Here is a 16,878-nt window from a genome sequence, read left to right as displayed (position 1 = left end):
AGGCTTAACCCATGACTTCCGACAGACCCTTTTCCGCAAGCGCCCCGCCCGCGCCCGATTTCGCGCGCGCCTCCCTCTTCCTCGACTTCGACGGCACCCTCGTCGGCATCGCACCGCGCCCGGATGCGGTGGTGGTGCCCCCGGGCCTCGCCACGCATCTGCGCCGGCTTTCCGACGCGCTCGAGGGCGCGCTCGCCATCGTCTCGGGCCGGTCCCTGCCCGAGCTTGCCCGTTTTCTCGACGGCTTCGACGGGCTCCTCGTCGGCAGCCACGGCGCCGAGGCGCGGGGGATGGCACCGCCCCTCGCCCATGCCCCCGAGGGCATCGGCGCGGTGCAGGCGGCGCTGTCGGCCTTTGCTGCGCGCGAGGGCCTGCTCTACGAGCCGAAGACGCTGGGCGGGGCAGTGCATTTCCGCGACCGGCCCGCAGCCGGGGCCGCGGTGGCGGCCTTTGTCGACACGCTCGCCGCGGCAAGCCCCGGCTTTGCCGTGCAACCCGCGAAGATGGCTTTCGAGCTGAAACCCGCAGGCGCCTCGAAGGACAGGGCGCTGACCGCGCTGAGCGCCCTTCCGGCCTTTGCCGGCCGCGCGCCGGTGTTTCTGGGCGACGATGCCACCGACGAGCCGGCACTCGCCTGGGCGGGCACGCAGGGCGGTTTCGGCATCAAGGTCGGCCCCGGCGACAGCGCCGCGCGCTACCGGCTGCCCGACCCGCAGGCGGTAGCGCGCTGGCTGGGGATGGAGGGCTGAGATGGGACGTCTGATCTGCCTCTCGAACCGCCTGCCGCTTGGCCCCACCCCCTCGGGCGGGCTGGTCGTCGCACTGGCCGATGCGCTGGCCGAACGCGGCGGCGTCTGGATCGGCAGCTCGGGCGAGCTGTCCGAGACGCCCGAGACCCGCTTCACCGAGATCGAGGGCGGCCCGTTCCGCCGCCTGGCCTTCGACCTCAGCCCCGAGGAGCAGGCAAGCTATTACCACGGCTATTCGAATTCGGTGCTCTGGCCGCTGTTTCACGGCCGCACCGACCTGCTCGACATCCGCGGCGAGTACCTGACCGGCTACAAGGAGGTGAACCGGCGCCTTGCCAAGATGCTGCTCGAGGTGCTGGAGCCCGACGACCGGATCTGGGTGCATGACTTCCACCTGCTGCCGCTCGCCCATGACCTGCGCGTGCTCGGCGCCGAGAACCGGATGGGGTTCTTCCTGCACACGCCCTTTCCGACGCCGCTTGCCCTTCAGGCGCTGCCGAACGGGCCCGAGCTGTGCACATGGCTCGCGCATTACGAACTGGTCGGCCTGCAGGCCGAGCGCGACGTGCGCAACTGCATGGATGCGATGGTGCAGATCGGCGGCGCGACCGAGCTGGCCGGCGGCTTCATCCATCTGGCGCCGCGACAGGTGCGCATCGCCGCCTTCCCGGTCGCCATCGACGCGGCCGAGTTCCGCACCCTCGCCGAGGAACAGGTGACGCAGCTGCCCGAGGGGCTGGTGAAGCCGAACCGACGGCTGATGATCGGCGTCGACCGGCTGGATTACACCAAGGGCGTGCCGCAGCGTTTCCGCGCCTTTGGCGAGTTCCTCGACCGGCACGAGGAATGGCACCGCCACGTCTCGCTGATCCAGATCTCGCCGCCGACGCGCGAGGGGGTGACGGCCTATGACGACATCCGTCAGGAGACCGAGCACCTCTCGGGCCAGATCAACGGCACCTTCGCCGACATCACCTGGGCACCGATCCGCTTCATCAACCGCCCCGTCCCGCGCGAGGTGCTGGCCGGGCTCTACCGCGCCGCCGACATCGCGCTGGTGACGCCGTTGATGGACGGGATGAACCTCGTGGCGAAGGAATTCGTCGCCGCGCAGGACCCCGACGACCCCGGCGTGCTGATCCTGAGCCAGTTCGCCGGCGCCTCCGAGCAGCTGGTCGACGCGCTTACCGTGAACCCGCATGACCCCGAGCAGATGGCGACGGCGATGATGACCGCGCTCGCCATGCCGCTGTCCGAACGCCGGCGGCGGCACGCGGGGATGATGCAGCTCCTTCTGAAGAAGGATGTGCACTGGTGGTCGAAGGGCTTCCTGACCGCGCTTGGCTAGCGCCCGGCCTTGTCGCCTGCCGGCAGCTCGAAAGTGCCCAGCACCTCGGCCAGCCGATGCGCGGCCGAGCCGGGGCGCAGCGGCTTCTGCTGGCTTTCATGCGGCTTCCAGCCGGTCAGCCAGACCATGTCGAAGGTCGCCCGCACCCGGCCATCGGGCTCGGCGAAATTCTCGGCATAATGGCGCAGTGCCTCACCGATCACCGCGCGGCGGGTGAAATGGCGCGGCCGCGCGGTCAGCGCATTCGTCTCGCCCATGGCGCGCAGGTCGGTCAGCAGCCGCAGCGGGTCGGGATAGGTGACCTTGCGGATCACGCTGTCGGCGACCGGCAGTGCGAGCCCCGCGCGCTGGATCAGCGCGCCGAGATCGCGGATCTCGCCCATCGGCAGCACCCGCGGGCTGAGCCCGCCGGTGACGGCGATCTCGGCCTCGCCCAGTGCGGCGCGCAACTCGGTCAGGGTCTGGCCGCCGAACATCACCGCGATGAACAGCCCGTCGGGCCGCAGTGCGCGCGCCGCCTGCACCATCTGCCCGACGATGTCGTTCGACCAGTGCAGGCATAGCGCGTGCACCACAAGGTCATGCGCGCCGGGGTCGAGGCTCAGCACCTCGTCATCGGCGACGACCTTTGCCCCGGGCAGCACGGCGCGCCAGGGATCCGGGAAATTCGTCACCAGAGCCGGGTCCGTAAACGTTCTGTTAACCTCGAGCAGCCTCTCCTGAAGTTCGGCGGCGGCATCCTCGTGCAGGAACAGCGCGGGCTCTGCGGCGGCGCGGCGGCGGTGGCGCGTCAGCGCGTCTCGATCGGTCAGGGGGAGCGGCGTGGTCATGATGGGGCCGGAGATTACGGCGATCCGCGAACGGATGCCAGCGGCGATCCGCGCCGCTGCGCTGCAACTGCTGCATGTCGTTCTGCCGCCGCGCTGCATTGCCTGCGGTGCGGCGGTGGCCACGGACTTCGGCCTGTGCGGCCCCTGCTGGAGCGAGACCGGCTTCATCACCGGGCTGGCCTGCGACGCCTGCGGCGCGCCGCTGCCGGGCGAGGCCGAGGGGCAGGTCCAGTGCGACGACTGCCTTGCCACCCCGCGCCCCTGGGCGCAGGGGCGCGCGGCACTGCGCTACGCCGGCACCGGGCGGCAGCTGGTGCTGGCGCTGAAACACGGCGACCGGCTTGACCTGGCGCGCCCGCTCGGCGGCTGGCTCGCCCGCGCCGCGGCGCCACTGCTGAGCGCCGAGACCATCGTCGCCCCGGTGCCGCTGCACCGGCTGCGGCTGATCCGGCGGCGCTACAATCAGGCGGCGCTGCTGTCGCGCGAGGTGGCCCGGGCGGCGGGGGGCAGGCATCTGCCCGACCTGCTGGTACGCCTGCGCGCCACGCCCAGCCAGGACGGCCGCAGCCCTGCCGAGCGTTTCGCCAATCTCGAGGGCGCGCTCGCCGTGCGGGCGCGCCATGCCGCCGCGATCGCCGGCCGGCCGGTGCTGATCGTCGACGACGTGATGACCACCGGCGCCACCCTTGCCGCCGCGGCGCAGGCGGTGCTGGAGGCCGGCGCGGCGCAGGTTTCGGTCGCGGTACTGGCGCGCGTTGCGAAAGACGCCTAAATCCCTCTAATCTGCCCGGACCGGAGGGATTGCCCATGAAACGCGTCGAGATCTACACCACCCGCACCTGCCCCTATTGCATCGCCGCCAAGGCGCTGCTGACGAAGAAGGGCGTGACCTTCGAGGAGACCGACGTCGGCGCCGATCCGTCGCTGCGCAGCGCGATGATGGCGCGGGCGAACGGCCGGCGCACGGTGCCGCAGATCTTCATCGGCGGCGCGCATGTCGGCGGCTGCGACGATCTGCATGCGCTTGACGCGGCGGGCAAGCTCGACGCGATGTTGGCCGACGCATGAAGGCCGCTCTTGTCCAGCTCTCGGTCGGCGACGATCCGGCGGCCAACCTGCCGGTCACGCTGGCTTTCATCCGCGAGGCCGCGGCCGCCGGGGCCGGGTTCGTGCTGACCCCCGAATGCACCAACCTGCTGTCCTCGGACCGCGGATGGCAGCGCGAGGTGCTGTGCCACGAGGAAGACGACCCGACCCTTGCCGCGCTGCGCGCCGAGGCGGCGGCACTTGGCATCACCCTGCTGATCGGCTCGCTCGGGCTGAAGACGCATGACGCCGACGGCCGGTTCGCCAACCGCTCGTTCCTGATCGGCCCCTCGGGCGCGATCGTCGCGCGCTATGACAAGATCCACATGTTCGACGTCGATGTCTCGGAAACCGAGAAATACCGCGAATCGGAGGGGTATCGCCCCGGCACGCGGGCGGTGGTGGCCGATGCGGGATTCGCGAAGATCGGCATGGCGATCTGCTATGATCTGCGTTTCCCGCAGCTGTTCCGCCGCACCGCGCAGGGTGGCGCGCAAATCCTGACGCTGCCGGCGGCCTTCAACGACACCACGGGGGCGGCGCATTGGGAAAGCCTGCTGCGCGCCCGCGCGATCGAGAACACCTGCTTCGTCCTTGCCCCCGCGCAATGCGGCGCCCATGCCGTGCATGACGCCACCCCCGGCCAGCGGCTGCGCCGCACCTGGGGCCACAGCCTGGCCGTCGCCCCCTGGGGCGAGGTGCTGGCCGATGGTGGCGAGGCGCCCGGGGTGACGCTGGTCGAGATCGACATGGCGCGCGTCGCCGAGGCCCGCGGCCGCGTGCCCTCGCTTTCCCACGACCGCGACTTCGAGGGCCCATGAACGACGGCTCGGATCCGCTGGCCGCCTCGCTGTTCGCCGAGGTCTTCATGGTCGACCAGCTTGCCCGCAACACGGTGAGCCGGGCGCTGCCGCGCGGCATGGAGATCTCGCATTTCTCGGTGCTGAACCACCTCGCCCATATCGGCGAGGAGCGCACCCCCGCGCAGCTCGCCGCGACCTTTCACGTCACCCGCGGCGCGATGACCAACACGCTGTCGAAGCTCGAATGGGCGGGGCATGTACATATCCGCCCCGACTGGGACGATGCGCGGCGCAAGTTCGTCTCGATCTCGCCCGCCGGGCGGCATGCCCGCGACGCGGCGCTGGCGGCCTTCATGCCGGTGATCGCGGATGTGGTGCGCTCGGTCGGGCCGGAGAAGGTGCGGGCGGTGCTGCCGGTGCTGCGCGAGCTGCGCGCGCATCTCGAGGACGGCTGAGCGGGATCGGGTGGATCGCACCGGGGGCTGCGCGCCCCCGGACCCCCGCGAGGTATTTCAGGCAAGATGAAAAGTGCGGCGGCCCTTGGCCAAAAGACCCCGCCGAGCGAACGGCGGGGCAAGGTCGTGCCCGCGGGCGGACCACGGGCACTGGCGGTAACCCGTGATCGGGATCAGTTCAGCTCGGCGCGGATCTGCTGACGCAGCAGGTCGATCGGCACGAGTTTCCCCTCGCGCTTGAAGTGCCAGTAGGTCCAGCCGTTGCACGAGGGCGCGCCCTCGAGATGGGCGCCGACCTGATGGATAGAGCCCTTCACGTCATTGCCGACGAGCGTGCCGTCGGCGCGGACCTTGGCCTTGAAGCGGTTGCCGATGGAGTAAAGCTCCTCGCCCGGGCGCAGCATGCCGCGTTCGACCAGCTGGCCGAAGGGCACGCGCGGCTCGGCGCGTTTCGAGGTGGTGGTCTCGAGCGCTTCCTTGTCGAACTTGCGCACCTTCTCGAGCCGCTTCAGCGCCACCTTGCGATAGGCCTCCTCGCGCTCGATGCCGATGTAGTCGCGGCCGAGCATCTTCGCCACGGCACCCGTCGTGCCGGTGCCGAAGAACGGGTCGAGCACCACATCGCCCGGGTTCGTCGTGCCGAGGATGATGCGGTGCAGCAGCGCCTCGGGCTTTTGCGTCGGATGCGCCTTGTCGCCCGCGTCGTCCTTCAGCCGCTCGTTGCCGGTGCAAATGGGCAGCACCCAGTCCGAGCGCATCTGCACGCCTTCGTTCAGCGCCTTCAGCGCCTCGTAGTTGAAGGTGTATTTGGCACCTTCCCCCTTCGAGGCCCAGATCAGCGTCTCGTGCGCGTTGGTCAGCCGCTTGCCGCGGAAGTTCGGCATCGGGTTCGACTTGCGCCAGACCACGTCGTTCAGGATCCAGTAGCCCTGATTCTGCAGCTCGGCTCCGAGGCGGAACACGTTGTGATAGGAGCCGATCACCCAGATCGCCCCGTTCGGCTTCAGGATCCGGCGCGCGGCGGCGAGCCAGTCGCGGGTGAAGCGGTCGTAGTGGTCGAAGGAACCGAACTGGTCCCAGGCATCATCGACGGCGTCGACCTTGGAATTGTCGGGCCGGTGCAGCTCGCCACGCAGCTGCAGGTTATAGGGCGGATCGGCGAAGATGAGGTCGACGCTTGCCTCGGGCAAGCTGTTCATCATCTCGATGCAGTCACCTGCAAGAATCTGGTTGAGCGGCAGCAACGGTTGCTGCGCCCGCACGGTGGTTTTCGTCATGTCTGCCTCATTCTGCCCTTTGCGGGCTTGCCCGTATGGGTGTCGGCTTGTGCCGATCTGGTGGGGTCAAACATGAGTCAAAGGCGATTCCCCGTCAAATTCTTTTTTGAATCAAGCACTTACAGATTTCGCTTGGCACAAGATGTTGTGTACGGGCTTGAACGAACGCCTATGAACGGGGGTCACGCCAAGATCTAGGAGCGCCTGCAGATGGTCCCTGGTCGGGTAGCCCGCATTCCGCTCCCAGCCATAGCCCGGGTATTGTTGCGCCAAGCCCACCATGAGCGCATCGCGCGCTTCCTTGGCCAGGATCGAGGCCGCCGCGATCGAGACGGAACGCCCGTCCCCCTTCACGATCGCCTCGGCCGAGACCCCTAGATCTTGTGGCACGCGGTTGCCGTCCACAAGAACATGATCGGCGCGCGCCCTCAGCCCTGCGACGGCGCGGCACATCGCCAGATGGCTGGCGCGCAGGATGTTGAGGCTGTCGATCTCCTCGACGCTGGCGTGGGCCACACACCAGTCGGCGGTGGCGGTGATCTCCTCGACCAGCGCGGCGCGGCGCTTCGCCGACAGCTTCTTCGAATCGTTCAGCCCCTCGGGGATGCGGGCGGGATCGAGAATCACCGCGGCGGCGGTGACCGGGCCGCAGAGCGGGCCGCGCCCAACCTCGTCGGTGCCGGCGATGCGGATCAGGCCGCGCGCCTGCGCCGCCAGCTCGAAGGAATAGTCGGGTACCTGTGTCATGGCCCCGTCCTGCCCTTTCGGGCCCTGCCGCGCAACGGAAAAGGGCGGGGAAATCCCCGCCCTCTCCTGCCGATTGTGTCCGGCTCAGTAACGGCCGATGCGGAAGCCCCGGTCCTCGAGGCAGTTGCGGCCATAGACGCGCTCCTTGCGGCCGCGGTCGGTGACGAGGTCGAAGGCGCAGCTGCGCGGCAGCGAGACCCGGCCGAGCGAGTGCTGCGCGCAATCGCCGCGCACCACATCGCGCCGACCGTCGCGGGTACGCACCTGCATCAGGCAGTTGCCCGGCACCGTGAGTCGTGCCCCGCGGCGATCATCATCGCGGTCGCGGCGATCGTCGTAGCGGTTCTCGTAGCGGTTCTCGTAACGATTGTCGTAGCGATTGTCGTAGCGATTGTCGTAACGCCGCTCGGTGTTGTGATTCTTGTTCTTGTCGATCTCGTTCAGCAGCAGGGCCGCGGCGCCGATGCCGACGACCCAGCCGAGCGCCTGCTTGCCGTCGTCGCTGAGCGCGGCGGCCGGGGTGGCGGTGGTGGCGAGAGCGCCGAGCCCCACCGCGGCAGCGGTGATGGCGGCGGTCAGGCGGGTGCGGAAAACTCCGGTCATGGGATCTGTCCTGGCTGATGCGGGAGGGCCCGCAGTTGCGATGCCCTCACCCTTGGCCAGAGCCCCTCCGCCGCGCAATATCAGCCCCCGGTTATCCGATAACAATGGCCTCAAGCCCCTTTTGTCATTGCATAACTTCACATCCCATCGCAGCGTGGCAGGCATGATGACACATGCGCTCTCCGCCCTTGCCATTGCCCTTGCCGTGCTGGTCGCCGTGCCGGCGCAGGCGCAGTGCTTTGCCGATTACAAGGCCAAGCGGGACAATCCGCTGCGCCTCCACTACGGCGTGGCGCAGCTGCCCGACAATGCCTGCACGAAACAGGCGGCCGCCCGCGCATTGGCGCCGCGGCTGGCGCGAGACGGCTGGACGCTGCTCAACATCCTGTCCATTTTCGGGCCCGAAGGACTCGAGCAGAGGAAAGCCAGTGCCGGACCATACTTCCTCCGTTACTGAGGGGCTGAAGACGGGCGCCCGCGCGGTGACCTGGGGGGTGGCGGGGATCACCGCGATCCTCGGCCTTGCTGCGGCGCTGCTGTTCCTGTCGCTGCCCGATGCCGATGCCTTCAACGCGCGCGTCGAGCAGATCTTCGTGCAGAACGATGCCCTGACCGACCCGACGCAGCTGCGCCTGCTCGAGGTGCTGGGCCAGTCCGGCACCGCCTTTTCCGAAGTGCTGACCTCCTATCGGATCATCATTTTCATCCTGCTCGTTTTCGCCACGGCGCTGATGGTGGCGGCCTTGGTGCTGCTTTTGACCATCGTCGGGCTGAACCGGCGGATGGGCGAGATCCGCCGCACCGGGATCGAGGTGCAGAGCCTGCGCATCCGCCGCGCCGAGAATGCGGTGATGCTGAACGACATGGCCTTCTCGCTGACCCCCGCCGCGATCGAGACCTTGGCCGTGCTGGCGGAGGCGCGAATGGACGACGACATCCTCACCGGCGCGCAGATCGAATCGGTGATCTCGGGCAAGCCCGAGGCGGAGTGCGACGAGGCCGCCGGCGCCACCCGCATCAAGCGGCTGCGCGACGGGCTGGGCAATGCGCTTGTCTCGGAACTGCTTGTCAGGAACATTTCACGCAAGGGTTACACTCTGGCGGTAGCCAAGGACGCGCTGCGGGTCGACTGAGTTTTCCTTGCGAAGGCAGGGGCGGGGGCCTATATCGCGGCTTCACTTTGCCGCTTGGGGGGGCCCATGATTCCGACACCCTTCTACCTGATCGACGAAGCGCGTCTCCTCGAGAACATGCGCAAGATCGCCGCCCTGCGCGAAGCGTCCGGGGCGAAGGCGCTGCTGGCGTTGAAATGCTTCGCGACCTGGTCGGCCTTCGACATCATGCGCCCCTATATGGATGGCACCACCTCGTCCTCGCTCTACGAGCTGCGCCTTGGCCGCGAGAAGTTCGGCAAGGAAACCCACGCCTATTCCGTGGCCTGGTCCGACCGCGAGATCGACGAGGCCTGCGGTTACGCCGACAAGATCATCTTCAACACCACGGGCCAGCTGAAACGCTTCGAGGCGCAATCGGCCGGCATCAAGCGTGGCGTGCGGCTGAACCCGCGGTTCTCGACCTCCGGCTTCGACCTTGCCGACCCGGCGCGGCCGTTCTCGCGGCTTGGCGAATGGGACATCGCGAAACTCCTCGACGTGGCCAGCCTGATCTCGGGCGTGATGATCCACTACAATTGCGAGAACCGCGATTTCGCGCTCTTCGACGCACAGCTCGGCCGGATCGAGCGCGACTTCGCGCCGCTGCTCGAGCGGCTCGACTGGGTCAGCCTTGGCGGCGGCATCCATTTCACCGGCGAGAACTACCCGATCGAGGAACTGGCCGCGCGGCTGAAGGCGTTCTCGGACCGTTTCGGCGTGCAGGTCTATCTGGAACCCGGCGAGGCGTCGATCACGCAATCGACCACGCTCGAGGTCTCGGTCCTCGACCTGCTCGAGAATGACAAGCAGATCGCCATCGTCGACAGCTCGATCGAGGCACATATGCTCGATCTTCTGATCTACCGGGAATCTGCGAAACTGCCACAGGACGGCGATTTCCCCTATCAGATCGCGGGCAAGAGCTGCCTTGCGGGCGACATCTTCGGCGAGGCGCGCTTTGCCGCGCCGCTGCAGGTCGGCGACCGGATCTCGGTGCGCGACGCTGCGGGCTACACGATGGTCAAGAAGAACTGGTTCAACGGCGTCGCCATGCCCTCGATCGCGATCCGCCGCGCCGATGGCACGGTCGAGCTGATCCGCGAATTCACCTATGAGGATTATCTCTCCTCGCTCTCCTGAGGGGCCGAGACGCCCCCCTTCCCCTTGCTCGTGAAAGGAGCCAGCTGAAGTGAAAAAGAACGTGCTCATCATCGGTGCCGGCGGTGTGGCGCAAGTGGTCGCCCACAAATGCGCGCAGTCGAACGACATCCTGGGTGACCTGCACATCGCATCGCGCACCAAGGCGAAATGCGACGCGATCATTGCCTCGGTCCACGAGAAGAAGGCGATGAAAGTGCCGGGCACGTTCGAGGGACACGCCGTCGACGCGATGGACAGCGCCGCGGTCGCCGCGCTGATCCGGCAGACCGGCGCGGAGATTGTCATCAATGTCGGCTCCTCCTTCGTCAACATGACGGTGATGGACGCCTGCATCGAGACCGGCGCCGCCTATATCGACACCGCGATCCACGAAGACCCGGCGAAGATCTGCGAGATCCCGCCGTGGTATGGCAATTACGAGTGGAAGAAGCGCGAGCTCTGCGCCGAGAAGGGCGTCACGGTGATCCTGGGCGCGGGCTTCGACCCGGGTGTGGTGAATGCCTACGCCCGCTTCGCCGCCGACGAATATCTCGACACCGTCACCGCGATCGACATCGTCGACATCAACGCGGGCAGCCACGGCCGCTATTTCGCGACGAACTTCGACCCCGAGATCAACTTCCGCGAGTTCACCGGCACGGTCTATTCCTGGCAGGGCGGCAAGTGGCAGGAAAACGCCATGTTCGAGATCGGCAAGGAATGGGATCTGCCGGTCGTCGGCAAGCAGAAGGCCTATCTGTCGGGCCATGACGAGGTGCATTCGCTCTCGGCCAATTACCCCGACGCCGACGTGCGCTTCTGGATGGGCTTCGGCGATCACTACATCAACGTCTTCACCGTGCTGAAGAACCTCGGCCTCTTGTCTGAACAGCCGGTGAAGACTGCCGAAGGGCTCGAGGTGGTGCCGCTGAAGGTGGTGAAGGCGGTGCTGCCCGATCCGGCCAGCCTTGCGCCGAACTACACCGGCAAGACCTGCATTGGCGACTATGTGAAGGGGCTCAAGGACGGCAAGGAGACCGAGGTCTTCGTCTACAACGTCGCAGATCACAAGGAAGCCTATGAAGAGGTCGGCTCGCAGGGCATCTCCTACACCGCGGGCGTGCCCGCGGTGGCCGCGGCGCTGATGGTGGCCGAGGGCACCTGGGACGTGCACCGCATGGCGAACGTCGAGGAACTGCCGGCGCGGCCCTTCCTCGAACGGTTGGGCAAGATCGGCCTGCCGAGCCGGGTGATCGGCCCCGACGGCGTCGACGTCGCGATCTGACCCCCCGCGACAGATTGCAGCTCATCCCGGGCAGAGACCTTCTCGCCCGGGATTTTTCTGCCTCGCGACAGTCCTGCCCCGCCACAGGCCTCCGGTCTCGAATTTACGGCAAATGTCGAGACCACCCCGCCGGCGGCGCCACGCACCGCGGCGCGGATCCCGCCCCCCCCGGCCGGTGGCGTCCGACGCAGGCGGCAATGGAATGCTCGCGGGCGAGACCGCTCTCCTGCCTCAAACGGGGCTTGGTGGTGTGCCGGAATGTCTGGCCGCAGCGTCTCGTGCGGAAGTCGAACCACTTTGGCGGCATATCGCGCACCGGAACGCACGATCGGGCCGCTGTGCGGCGCTGTGAGGATATTTCCGACTGCTGGGCACCGCGGCGACGGATCGTCCGTCGCATATGGACAAACCCCTGTCACAAATGGAAAACTCGGGTGCCATCCGAAAGGTGTCGGGGCCAGACTTCGGCAACGGGGACCCGTCAGTCAAGCTGTTTTCACATGCGCCACAGGTCGCTTAGATGCGGTGCCCCTTTTCTCGGAGGTGGTTCGGTTTGTTTGAACAGGTTCCGGGCGTTCTTTAAGTGGATTTCCGCCTCAGTTATGCCGCCACCGCTTCGGGCATCGGCTGGTTGACGGAGGCCTGATCGGGAGTTTTCCGGTCAAGCGATGAATCCGGGCGACGGCTGTTGATAGAAGCCCAGGTATCGGCCGATCCCGGCCCGGGCTTCGAAGACGCTGGCATAGGCCCGCAGGTGGACTTCTGCGTAGTTGATGGTCCGCAACAGGCGCTCGACGAAGACGTCGTCGCGCCAAGCGCCCTTGCCATCCATGCTGACCTTGATTTCGCGGGCGGCCAGCACCTTGAGGCAGTCGGTGGACGTAAACTGGCTTCCCCGATCCGGGTTGAAGATCTCGCCCTTTCGAATCGGCAACAGCGTGCAGCTTGGTGTTCATGCCACCTTTGGTCCGCCCGATCAGGCGCCCGCCCCCTTTTTTCACCCCACGGCTTGAAGCCGTGCACTGTGCCTTGAGATCAGTCGCGTCGATCAGGATGGTCTTGTGCTCGGCGTACTCAGCGGTCAGTCCAACCATGATCCAGGCGAAGACGCCGTTGTCGCTCCAACGCTTCCAGCGGTGGTAGAGGGTCTTGACCGGACCGCATTCCCCGGGCACGTCATGCCAGCGCAACCCGTTGCGATTGATGAAGAGTATGCCGCTGAGGACGCAGCGATCATCGACGCGGGGCTTGCCATGACTCTTGGGGAGTGAGGCGGATCAGAAAACAGTCCGGGGGACTGTTTCCCGACGAACGGCTTCAGGCGTTTCATCTGCGTGTCGGATCGCCAGTAAAGATGGCTCATTGAACAGGTCTCCTTGCGGGGCCTGAATCACGCAAAGTGCCTGATATCAATGGGTCCTGAGCCTAAGGCCCTCAGCCCCGGGCTGCAGCCAGCGCCTGCGCCGCGGCGATGGCATTGGCCACCGAAGCCCGCGCCCGCGGCGCATTGGCCCAGCAGGTCGTGCCCAGATGGGCCGCGACCAGCCGGCACAGGTCTTCGGGCTGCGCCGCGGCGAGGGCTTCGACCGTGCCGAAGCCCACTTCCTCGAACCGGCGCAGGACCGTCGGCCCCACCAGGGGCGCGGCCAGCAGGGCTGCCCGCTCCTCTGGCGAGAAAGCCATCAGACCAGCTCGATCGCCAGCGCGATGCCCTGACCGCCGCCGATGCACATGGTGATCAGGCCGCGTTTGCCGCCGGTGCGCTCGAGGTGATAGAGCGTCTTCACCGTCAGGATCGCGCCGGTGGCGCCGATCGGGTGGCCAAGCGCGATCGCGCCGCCGTTCGGGTTGACCTTGGCCGGGTCGAGGCCGAGTTCCTTGGTCACCGCCAGCGCCTGTGCGGCGAAGGCCTCGTTCGACTCGATCACGTCGAAATCGGCGACCGTCATGCCGAGCTTCTCGCACAGCTGCTGCACCGCCGGGATCGGGCCGACGCCCATCACCTCGGGGCGGACGCCCGCGACCGAATAGCCGAGGATCTTCGCGCGCGGCTTCAGCCCGGCGGCCTCGGCGGCATCGGCACGCGCCAGGATCAGCGCCGCGGCGCCGTCATTGATGCCCGAGGCATTGCCGGCGGTGACGGTGCCGTCCTTCTTGAACACCGGCTTCAGCCCGGCCAGCGCCTCGGCCGAGGTCTTCTTCGGGTGCTCGTCGGTGTCGAAGACGACGGTCGCACGGCGCGAGACGATCTCGATCGGCACGATCTCGTCCTTGAAGAGGCCAGCCTCGATCGCCGCGGCAGCACGTTCCTGACTTTGCAGCGCCAGCGCATCCTGCTCCTCGCGCGAGATCGAATGCTCGCAGGCGACGTTCTCGGCGGTGACGCCCATGTGGCCGGTGCCGAAGGGGCAGCTCAGCGCGCCGGTCATCATGTCGATGGCCTTCACGTCGCCCATCTTCTGGCCGAAGCGGGCCTGCTGCAGGATGTAGGGTGCGCGCGACATGCAGTCGACGCCGCCGGCGAGCGCGAAATCAGCATCGCCCAGCATCAGCGACTGCGTCGCCGAGACGATCGCCTGCGCGCCCGAGCCGCACAGCCGGTTCACGTTCATCGCCGGGGTGCCGACCGGAACGCCGGCCTGCACCGAGGCCACGCGCGAGACATACATGTCGCGCGGCTCGGTGTTGATAACGTGGCCGAAGACCACCTGGCCGATCTTTTCGGCGTCGATCCCGGCGCGGGCAATCGCCGCCTTCGAGACATGGGTGGCGAGGTCGATCGGGCAGAAGCCCGAGAGGCTGCCCCCGAAGGTGCCGATAGCGGTGCGCGCACCGGAAAGGATGACGATGCCGGTCATGGAGAACTCCCCCTTTGAGATATGGGGGGGAGGTTATCGTGGCGCCGCGGCGGGCGCCAGTTGCCCCAGGGGCAAGTGACGGGGCGTCACATCGCCTCAGACAAGAGGAACGCGCCCCGCGGGGGTCAGCAGCCAGGCCTTGCGCCCCTCGATCACCGCGGCCGAGACCGGCCCGCCATAGGCCGCGCTCGAATCCATGTTCAGCCGGTTGCCGTAATGGGTGACCTTGTCGATCGCGGTATGGCCATGCACCACCAGCACGCCGTGATCGCGCGGATCGTCGAGGAACTCGGCCCGGATCCAGAGCAGATCGTCCTCGACCTGATCGGCAAGGGCCACGCCCGGGCGGATGCCCGCGTGCACGAAAAGCTGTTCACCATGCAGGAAATACGTCGGCCGCGCCGCGATCCAGGCCCGCACCTCGGGCGCGACGGCGGCCAGTGTGTCGGCGTGGACCTCGGGCAGCGGCCGCTCCTCGGGGTTGCGCACGCCCCAGGAGGCGAGTGTCGTCACGCCACCCACCCGCGGGTGCATCCATTCGATGCCACTGCGCAGCATCGGGTCATGCGCGTAGGGGTCTTCGAGGAAACGCTCGAACATGCGGTCGTGGTTGCCCTTCAGCACGACCCAGTGCTCGCCGCGCGCCTGGCCCGCCATCAGATGCTCGACCACCTGGCGCGAGCGCGGACCGCGGTCGATCAGATCGCCGATATGGACCAGCGGCGCCTCGGTGTCGCCCACCCGGGCGCGGTCCTCGGCGACAAGCGCCTGAGCCGCCTGCAGCAGGTCGAGATGACCGTGGATATCGCCGATCGCATAAGCGCGCATGCTGTTCCTCCGAACCTCGGGACCGAATGCAATGGGCCCCCCGCGGCAGCGGAGGGCCCGGATCTCATCCTCTCATGTCGCTCAGGCGACGAGGAATTCAAGCGGCTTGACCTGCTGGAAGAGGCCCGTCGCCTCGAGTTCCTTCACCACTTCCGGGGCGAGCGGCGCATCGAGATAGGCGATGGCGATCGCTTCGGCGCCGGCCGCGGCACGGCCGAGGGTGAAGTTCGCGACGTTGACCTTGTGGTCGCCAAGCAGCGTGCCGAGCTTGCCGATGATGCCGGGGACGTCCTTGTTCGTGGTGTAGAGCATGTGCGGCCCCACCTCGGCGTCGACGTTGATCCCCTTGATCTGGATGAAGCGCGGCTTGCCATCCGAGAAGCAGGTGCCAGCCACGGCGCGCTCGCGCACGTCGGTGACGACGGTGACCTTGATGTAGCCGTCGAACACGCCCGACTTGTCCTGCGTGGTCTTCGAGAGCTGGATCCCGCGTTCCTTCGCGATCACCGGCGCCGAGACCATGTTCACGTCCGGGTTCGCCTTCTTCATGATCCCGGCGATCACCGCGCAATCAAGCGCCTTCAGGTTCATCTTCGAGACGATGCCGTCATAGGTGATGTTGATCGCCTTGATCGGTTCGTCGGTCATCTGGCCGATGAACGAGCCGAGGTATTCGGCCAGCTTCACCCAGGGGCCCATGACCTTCGCCTCTTCGGCGGTCATCGAGGGCAGGTTCAGCGCGTTCTCGACGGCACCGTCGAGCAGGTAGTTCGACATCTGCTCGGCGACCTGCAGCGCAACGTTTTCCTGCGCTTCCGAGGTCGAGGCGCCAAGGTGCGGCGTGCAGACGACGTTCGGCAGGCCGAAGAGCACGTTCTCGGTCGCCGGTTCGACGGCGAAGACGTCGAGCGCGGCACCGGCCACATGGCCCGATTTCAGCAGATCGGCGAGGGCGTCCTCGTCGACCAGACCGCCGCGGGCGCAGTTGATGATGCGCACGCCCTTCTTGGTCTTCTCGAGGTTCTCGCGCGACAGGATGTTGCGGGTCTGCTCGGTCAGCGGCACGTGCAGGGTGATGAAGTCGGACCGCTCGAGCAGCTCGTCAAGCTCGACCTTCTCGACGCCCATCTTCGCGGCCTTCTCGTCCGACATGAAGGGATCGTAGGCGATGACCTTCATCTTCAGGCCCTTGGCGCGGTCGCACACGATGCCGCCGATGTTGCCGGCGCCGATCACGCCAAGCGTCTTGCCGGTCAGCTCGACGCCCATGAACTTCGACTTCTCCCACTTGCCGGCCTGGGTCGAGGCCGAGGCTTCGGGGATCTGGCGGGCGACGGCGAACATCATCGCGATCGCATGCTCGGCGGTGGTGATCATGTTGCCGAACGGCGTGTTCATCACGATCACGCCCTTCTTCGAGGCGGCTTCCTTGTCGACGTTGTCGACACCGATGCCGGCGCGGCCGACGACCTTCAGCTTCGTCGCCTTCTCGAGCAGGGCAGCGGTCACCTTGGTGGCCGAGCGGATCGCAAGACCGTCGTAATCGCCGATCACCTCGGCCAGTTTGTCCTTGTCCTTGCCGAGTTCCGGGCGGAAGTCGACTTCGATGCCGCGGTTCTTGAAGATCGCGATGGCGGCGTCGGAAAGCTTGTCGGAGATGAGAACCTTGGGGGCCATTTCTGGATTTCCTGAATATACGGGATTTCGGAAAGGGC

At 67.2% G+C, this 16,878-nt stretch carries 18 protein-coding genes and 2 pseudogenes; 10 read left to right on the top strand and 10 right to left on the bottom strand.

Annotation, left to right across the window (positions count from 1 at the left end; translation table 11 throughout):
* Positions 1 to 11 precede the first annotated feature (11 nt).
* The gene (gene otsB / locus EOW65_RS09705; protein ID WP_128148924.1) at positions 12 to 749 is read left to right on the top strand and encodes a trehalose-phosphatase; all 738 of its coding nucleotides are present in this window, start codon (positions 12 to 14) and stop codon (positions 747 to 749) included.
* 1 nt (position 750) lies between these two features.
* Positions 751 to 2,097: an alpha,alpha-trehalose-phosphate synthase (UDP-forming) gene (locus EOW65_RS09700; protein WP_128148922.1), complete on the top strand. Its 1,347-nt coding sequence runs from the start codon at positions 751 to 753 to the stop codon at positions 2,095 to 2,097.
* On the opposite strand, the gene EOW65_RS09695 is transcribed toward EOW65_RS09700, so the two are convergent.
* Positions 2,094 to 2,927, bottom strand: a complete 834-nt coding sequence (locus tag EOW65_RS09695) for a methyltransferase domain-containing protein (RefSeq protein ID WP_128148920.1) — start codon at positions 2,925 to 2,927, stop codon at positions 2,094 to 2,096. The genes EOW65_RS09700 and EOW65_RS09695 overlap by 4 nt on opposite strands.
* A gap of 34 nt (positions 2,928 to 2,961) precedes the next feature.
* On the opposite strand from EOW65_RS09695, the gene EOW65_RS09690 reads away from it, so the two are divergent.
* From EOW65_RS09690 to EOW65_RS09675, 4 genes are read left to right on the top strand one after another with little or no spacing between them, the layout of a single operon-like run.
* A complete protein-coding gene (locus tag EOW65_RS09690) occupies positions 2,962 to 3,699 on the top strand; it encodes a ComF family protein (RefSeq protein ID WP_128149007.1) in 738 nt (245 codons plus the stop codon).
* Positions 3,700 to 3,734: 35 nt separating this feature from the next.
* Complete coding sequence (gene grxC, locus EOW65_RS09685) at positions 3,735 to 3,995, top strand: glutaredoxin 3 (protein ID WP_121530686.1); 261 nt, start codon at positions 3,735 to 3,737, stop codon at positions 3,993 to 3,995.
* On the top strand, positions 3,992 to 4,834 hold the full coding sequence (locus EOW65_RS09680) for a carbon-nitrogen hydrolase family protein (RefSeq protein ID WP_128148918.1): 843 nt from the start codon (positions 3,992 to 3,994) through the stop codon (positions 4,832 to 4,834). The genes grxC and EOW65_RS09680 overlap by 4 nt, the downstream gene beginning before the upstream one ends.
* The gene (locus EOW65_RS09675) at positions 4,831 to 5,271 is read left to right on the top strand and encodes a MarR family winged helix-turn-helix transcriptional regulator (RefSeq protein ID WP_121530690.1); all 441 of its coding nucleotides are present in this window, start codon (positions 4,831 to 4,833) and stop codon (positions 5,269 to 5,271) included. Before EOW65_RS09680 ends, EOW65_RS09675 begins: the two co-directional genes overlap by 4 nt.
* Before the next feature lie 173 nt (positions 5,272 to 5,444).
* Here EOW65_RS09675 and EOW65_RS09670 read toward each other — a convergent pair whose 3' ends face one another.
* From EOW65_RS09670 to EOW65_RS09660, 3 genes are all read right to left on the bottom strand, one after another.
* Entirely contained in the window at positions 5,445 to 6,548 is a 1,104-nt protein-coding gene (locus tag EOW65_RS09670; protein ID WP_128148916.1) for a site-specific DNA-methyltransferase, read from the bottom strand.
* Between the two features lie 111 nt (positions 6,549 to 6,659).
* Complete coding sequence (locus EOW65_RS09665; RefSeq protein ID WP_128148914.1) at positions 6,660 to 7,295, bottom strand: ribonuclease HII; 636 nt, start codon at positions 7,293 to 7,295, stop codon at positions 6,660 to 6,662.
* Between the two features lie 84 nt (positions 7,296 to 7,379).
* The gene (locus EOW65_RS09660) at positions 7,380 to 7,898 is read right to left on the bottom strand and encodes a hypothetical protein (RefSeq protein ID WP_128148913.1); all 519 of its coding nucleotides are present in this window, start codon (positions 7,896 to 7,898) and stop codon (positions 7,380 to 7,382) included.
* A gap of 163 nt (positions 7,899 to 8,061) precedes the next feature.
* Here EOW65_RS09660 and EOW65_RS09655 point away from each other — a divergent pair, with 163 nt between their 5' ends.
* The 4 genes from EOW65_RS09655 (at position 8,062) to EOW65_RS09640 (ending at position 11,477) form a co-directional block, all read left to right on the top strand.
* Positions 8,062 to 8,355: a hypothetical protein gene (locus EOW65_RS09655; RefSeq protein WP_128148911.1), complete on the top strand. Its 294-nt coding sequence runs from the start codon at positions 8,062 to 8,064 to the stop codon at positions 8,353 to 8,355.
* The gene (locus EOW65_RS09650; RefSeq protein ID WP_128148909.1) at positions 8,327 to 9,031 is read left to right on the top strand and encodes a winged helix-turn-helix domain-containing protein; all 705 of its coding nucleotides are present in this window, start codon (positions 8,327 to 8,329) and stop codon (positions 9,029 to 9,031) included. Before EOW65_RS09655 ends, EOW65_RS09650 begins: the two co-directional genes overlap by 29 nt.
* Positions 9,032 to 9,097: 66 nt before the next feature.
* Positions 9,098 to 10,192 (top strand): carboxynorspermidine decarboxylase, encoded by a 1,095-nt coding sequence (locus tag EOW65_RS09645; protein ID WP_128148907.1) that lies wholly within the window; start codon positions 9,098 to 9,100, stop codon positions 10,190 to 10,192.
* 49 nt (positions 10,193 to 10,241) lie between these two features.
* Positions 10,242 to 11,477, top strand: coding sequence for a saccharopine dehydrogenase family protein (locus EOW65_RS09640; RefSeq protein ID WP_128148905.1), 1,236 nt, complete (start codon positions 10,242 to 10,244; stop codon positions 11,475 to 11,477).
* Between the two features lie 600 nt (positions 11,478 to 12,077).
* On the opposite strand, the pseudogene EOW65_RS09630 reads toward EOW65_RS09640, so the two are convergent.
* The 6 genes and pseudogenes from EOW65_RS09630 to serA form a co-directional block, all read right to left on the bottom strand.
* Positions 12,078 to 12,399: pseudogene (locus EOW65_RS09630) on the bottom strand (integrase core domain-containing protein); the annotation flags it as partial.
* Positions 12,386 to 12,840, bottom strand: a pseudogene (locus EOW65_RS09625) (IS5 family transposase); the annotation flags it as partial. The pseudogenes EOW65_RS09630 and EOW65_RS09625, both read right to left, overlap by 14 nt.
* Positions 12,841 to 12,911: 71 nt before the next feature.
* Positions 12,912 to 13,160 carry a helix-hairpin-helix domain-containing protein gene (locus EOW65_RS09620; protein ID WP_164880051.1) on the bottom strand — a complete coding sequence of 83 codons (249 nt, stop codon included), beginning with the start codon at positions 13,158 to 13,160 and terminating at the stop codon, positions 12,912 to 12,914.
* A complete protein-coding gene (locus tag EOW65_RS09615; protein WP_128148903.1) occupies positions 13,160 to 14,335 on the bottom strand; it encodes an acetyl-CoA C-acyltransferase family protein in 1,176 nt (391 codons plus the stop codon). Before EOW65_RS09615 ends, EOW65_RS09620 begins: the two co-directional genes overlap by 1 nt.
* 96 nt (positions 14,336 to 14,431) lie before the next feature.
* Complete coding sequence (locus tag EOW65_RS09610; RefSeq protein ID WP_128148901.1) at positions 14,432 to 15,163, bottom strand: metallophosphoesterase; 732 nt, start codon at positions 15,161 to 15,163, stop codon at positions 14,432 to 14,434.
* Between the two features lie 81 nt (positions 15,164 to 15,244).
* Positions 15,245 to 16,840 (bottom strand): phosphoglycerate dehydrogenase, encoded by a 1,596-nt coding sequence (gene serA / locus EOW65_RS09605; protein ID WP_128148899.1) that lies wholly within the window; start codon positions 16,838 to 16,840, stop codon positions 15,245 to 15,247.
* Positions 16,841 to 16,878: the final 38 nt, after the last annotated feature.

The organism is Paenirhodobacter ferrireducens (genome assembly GCF_004022265.1).
Lineage (GTDB): Bacteria > Pseudomonadota > Alphaproteobacteria > Rhodobacterales > Rhodobacteraceae > Rhodobacter > Rhodobacter ferrireducens.
This window is presented reverse-complemented; position numbering and strand designations above follow the sequence as displayed.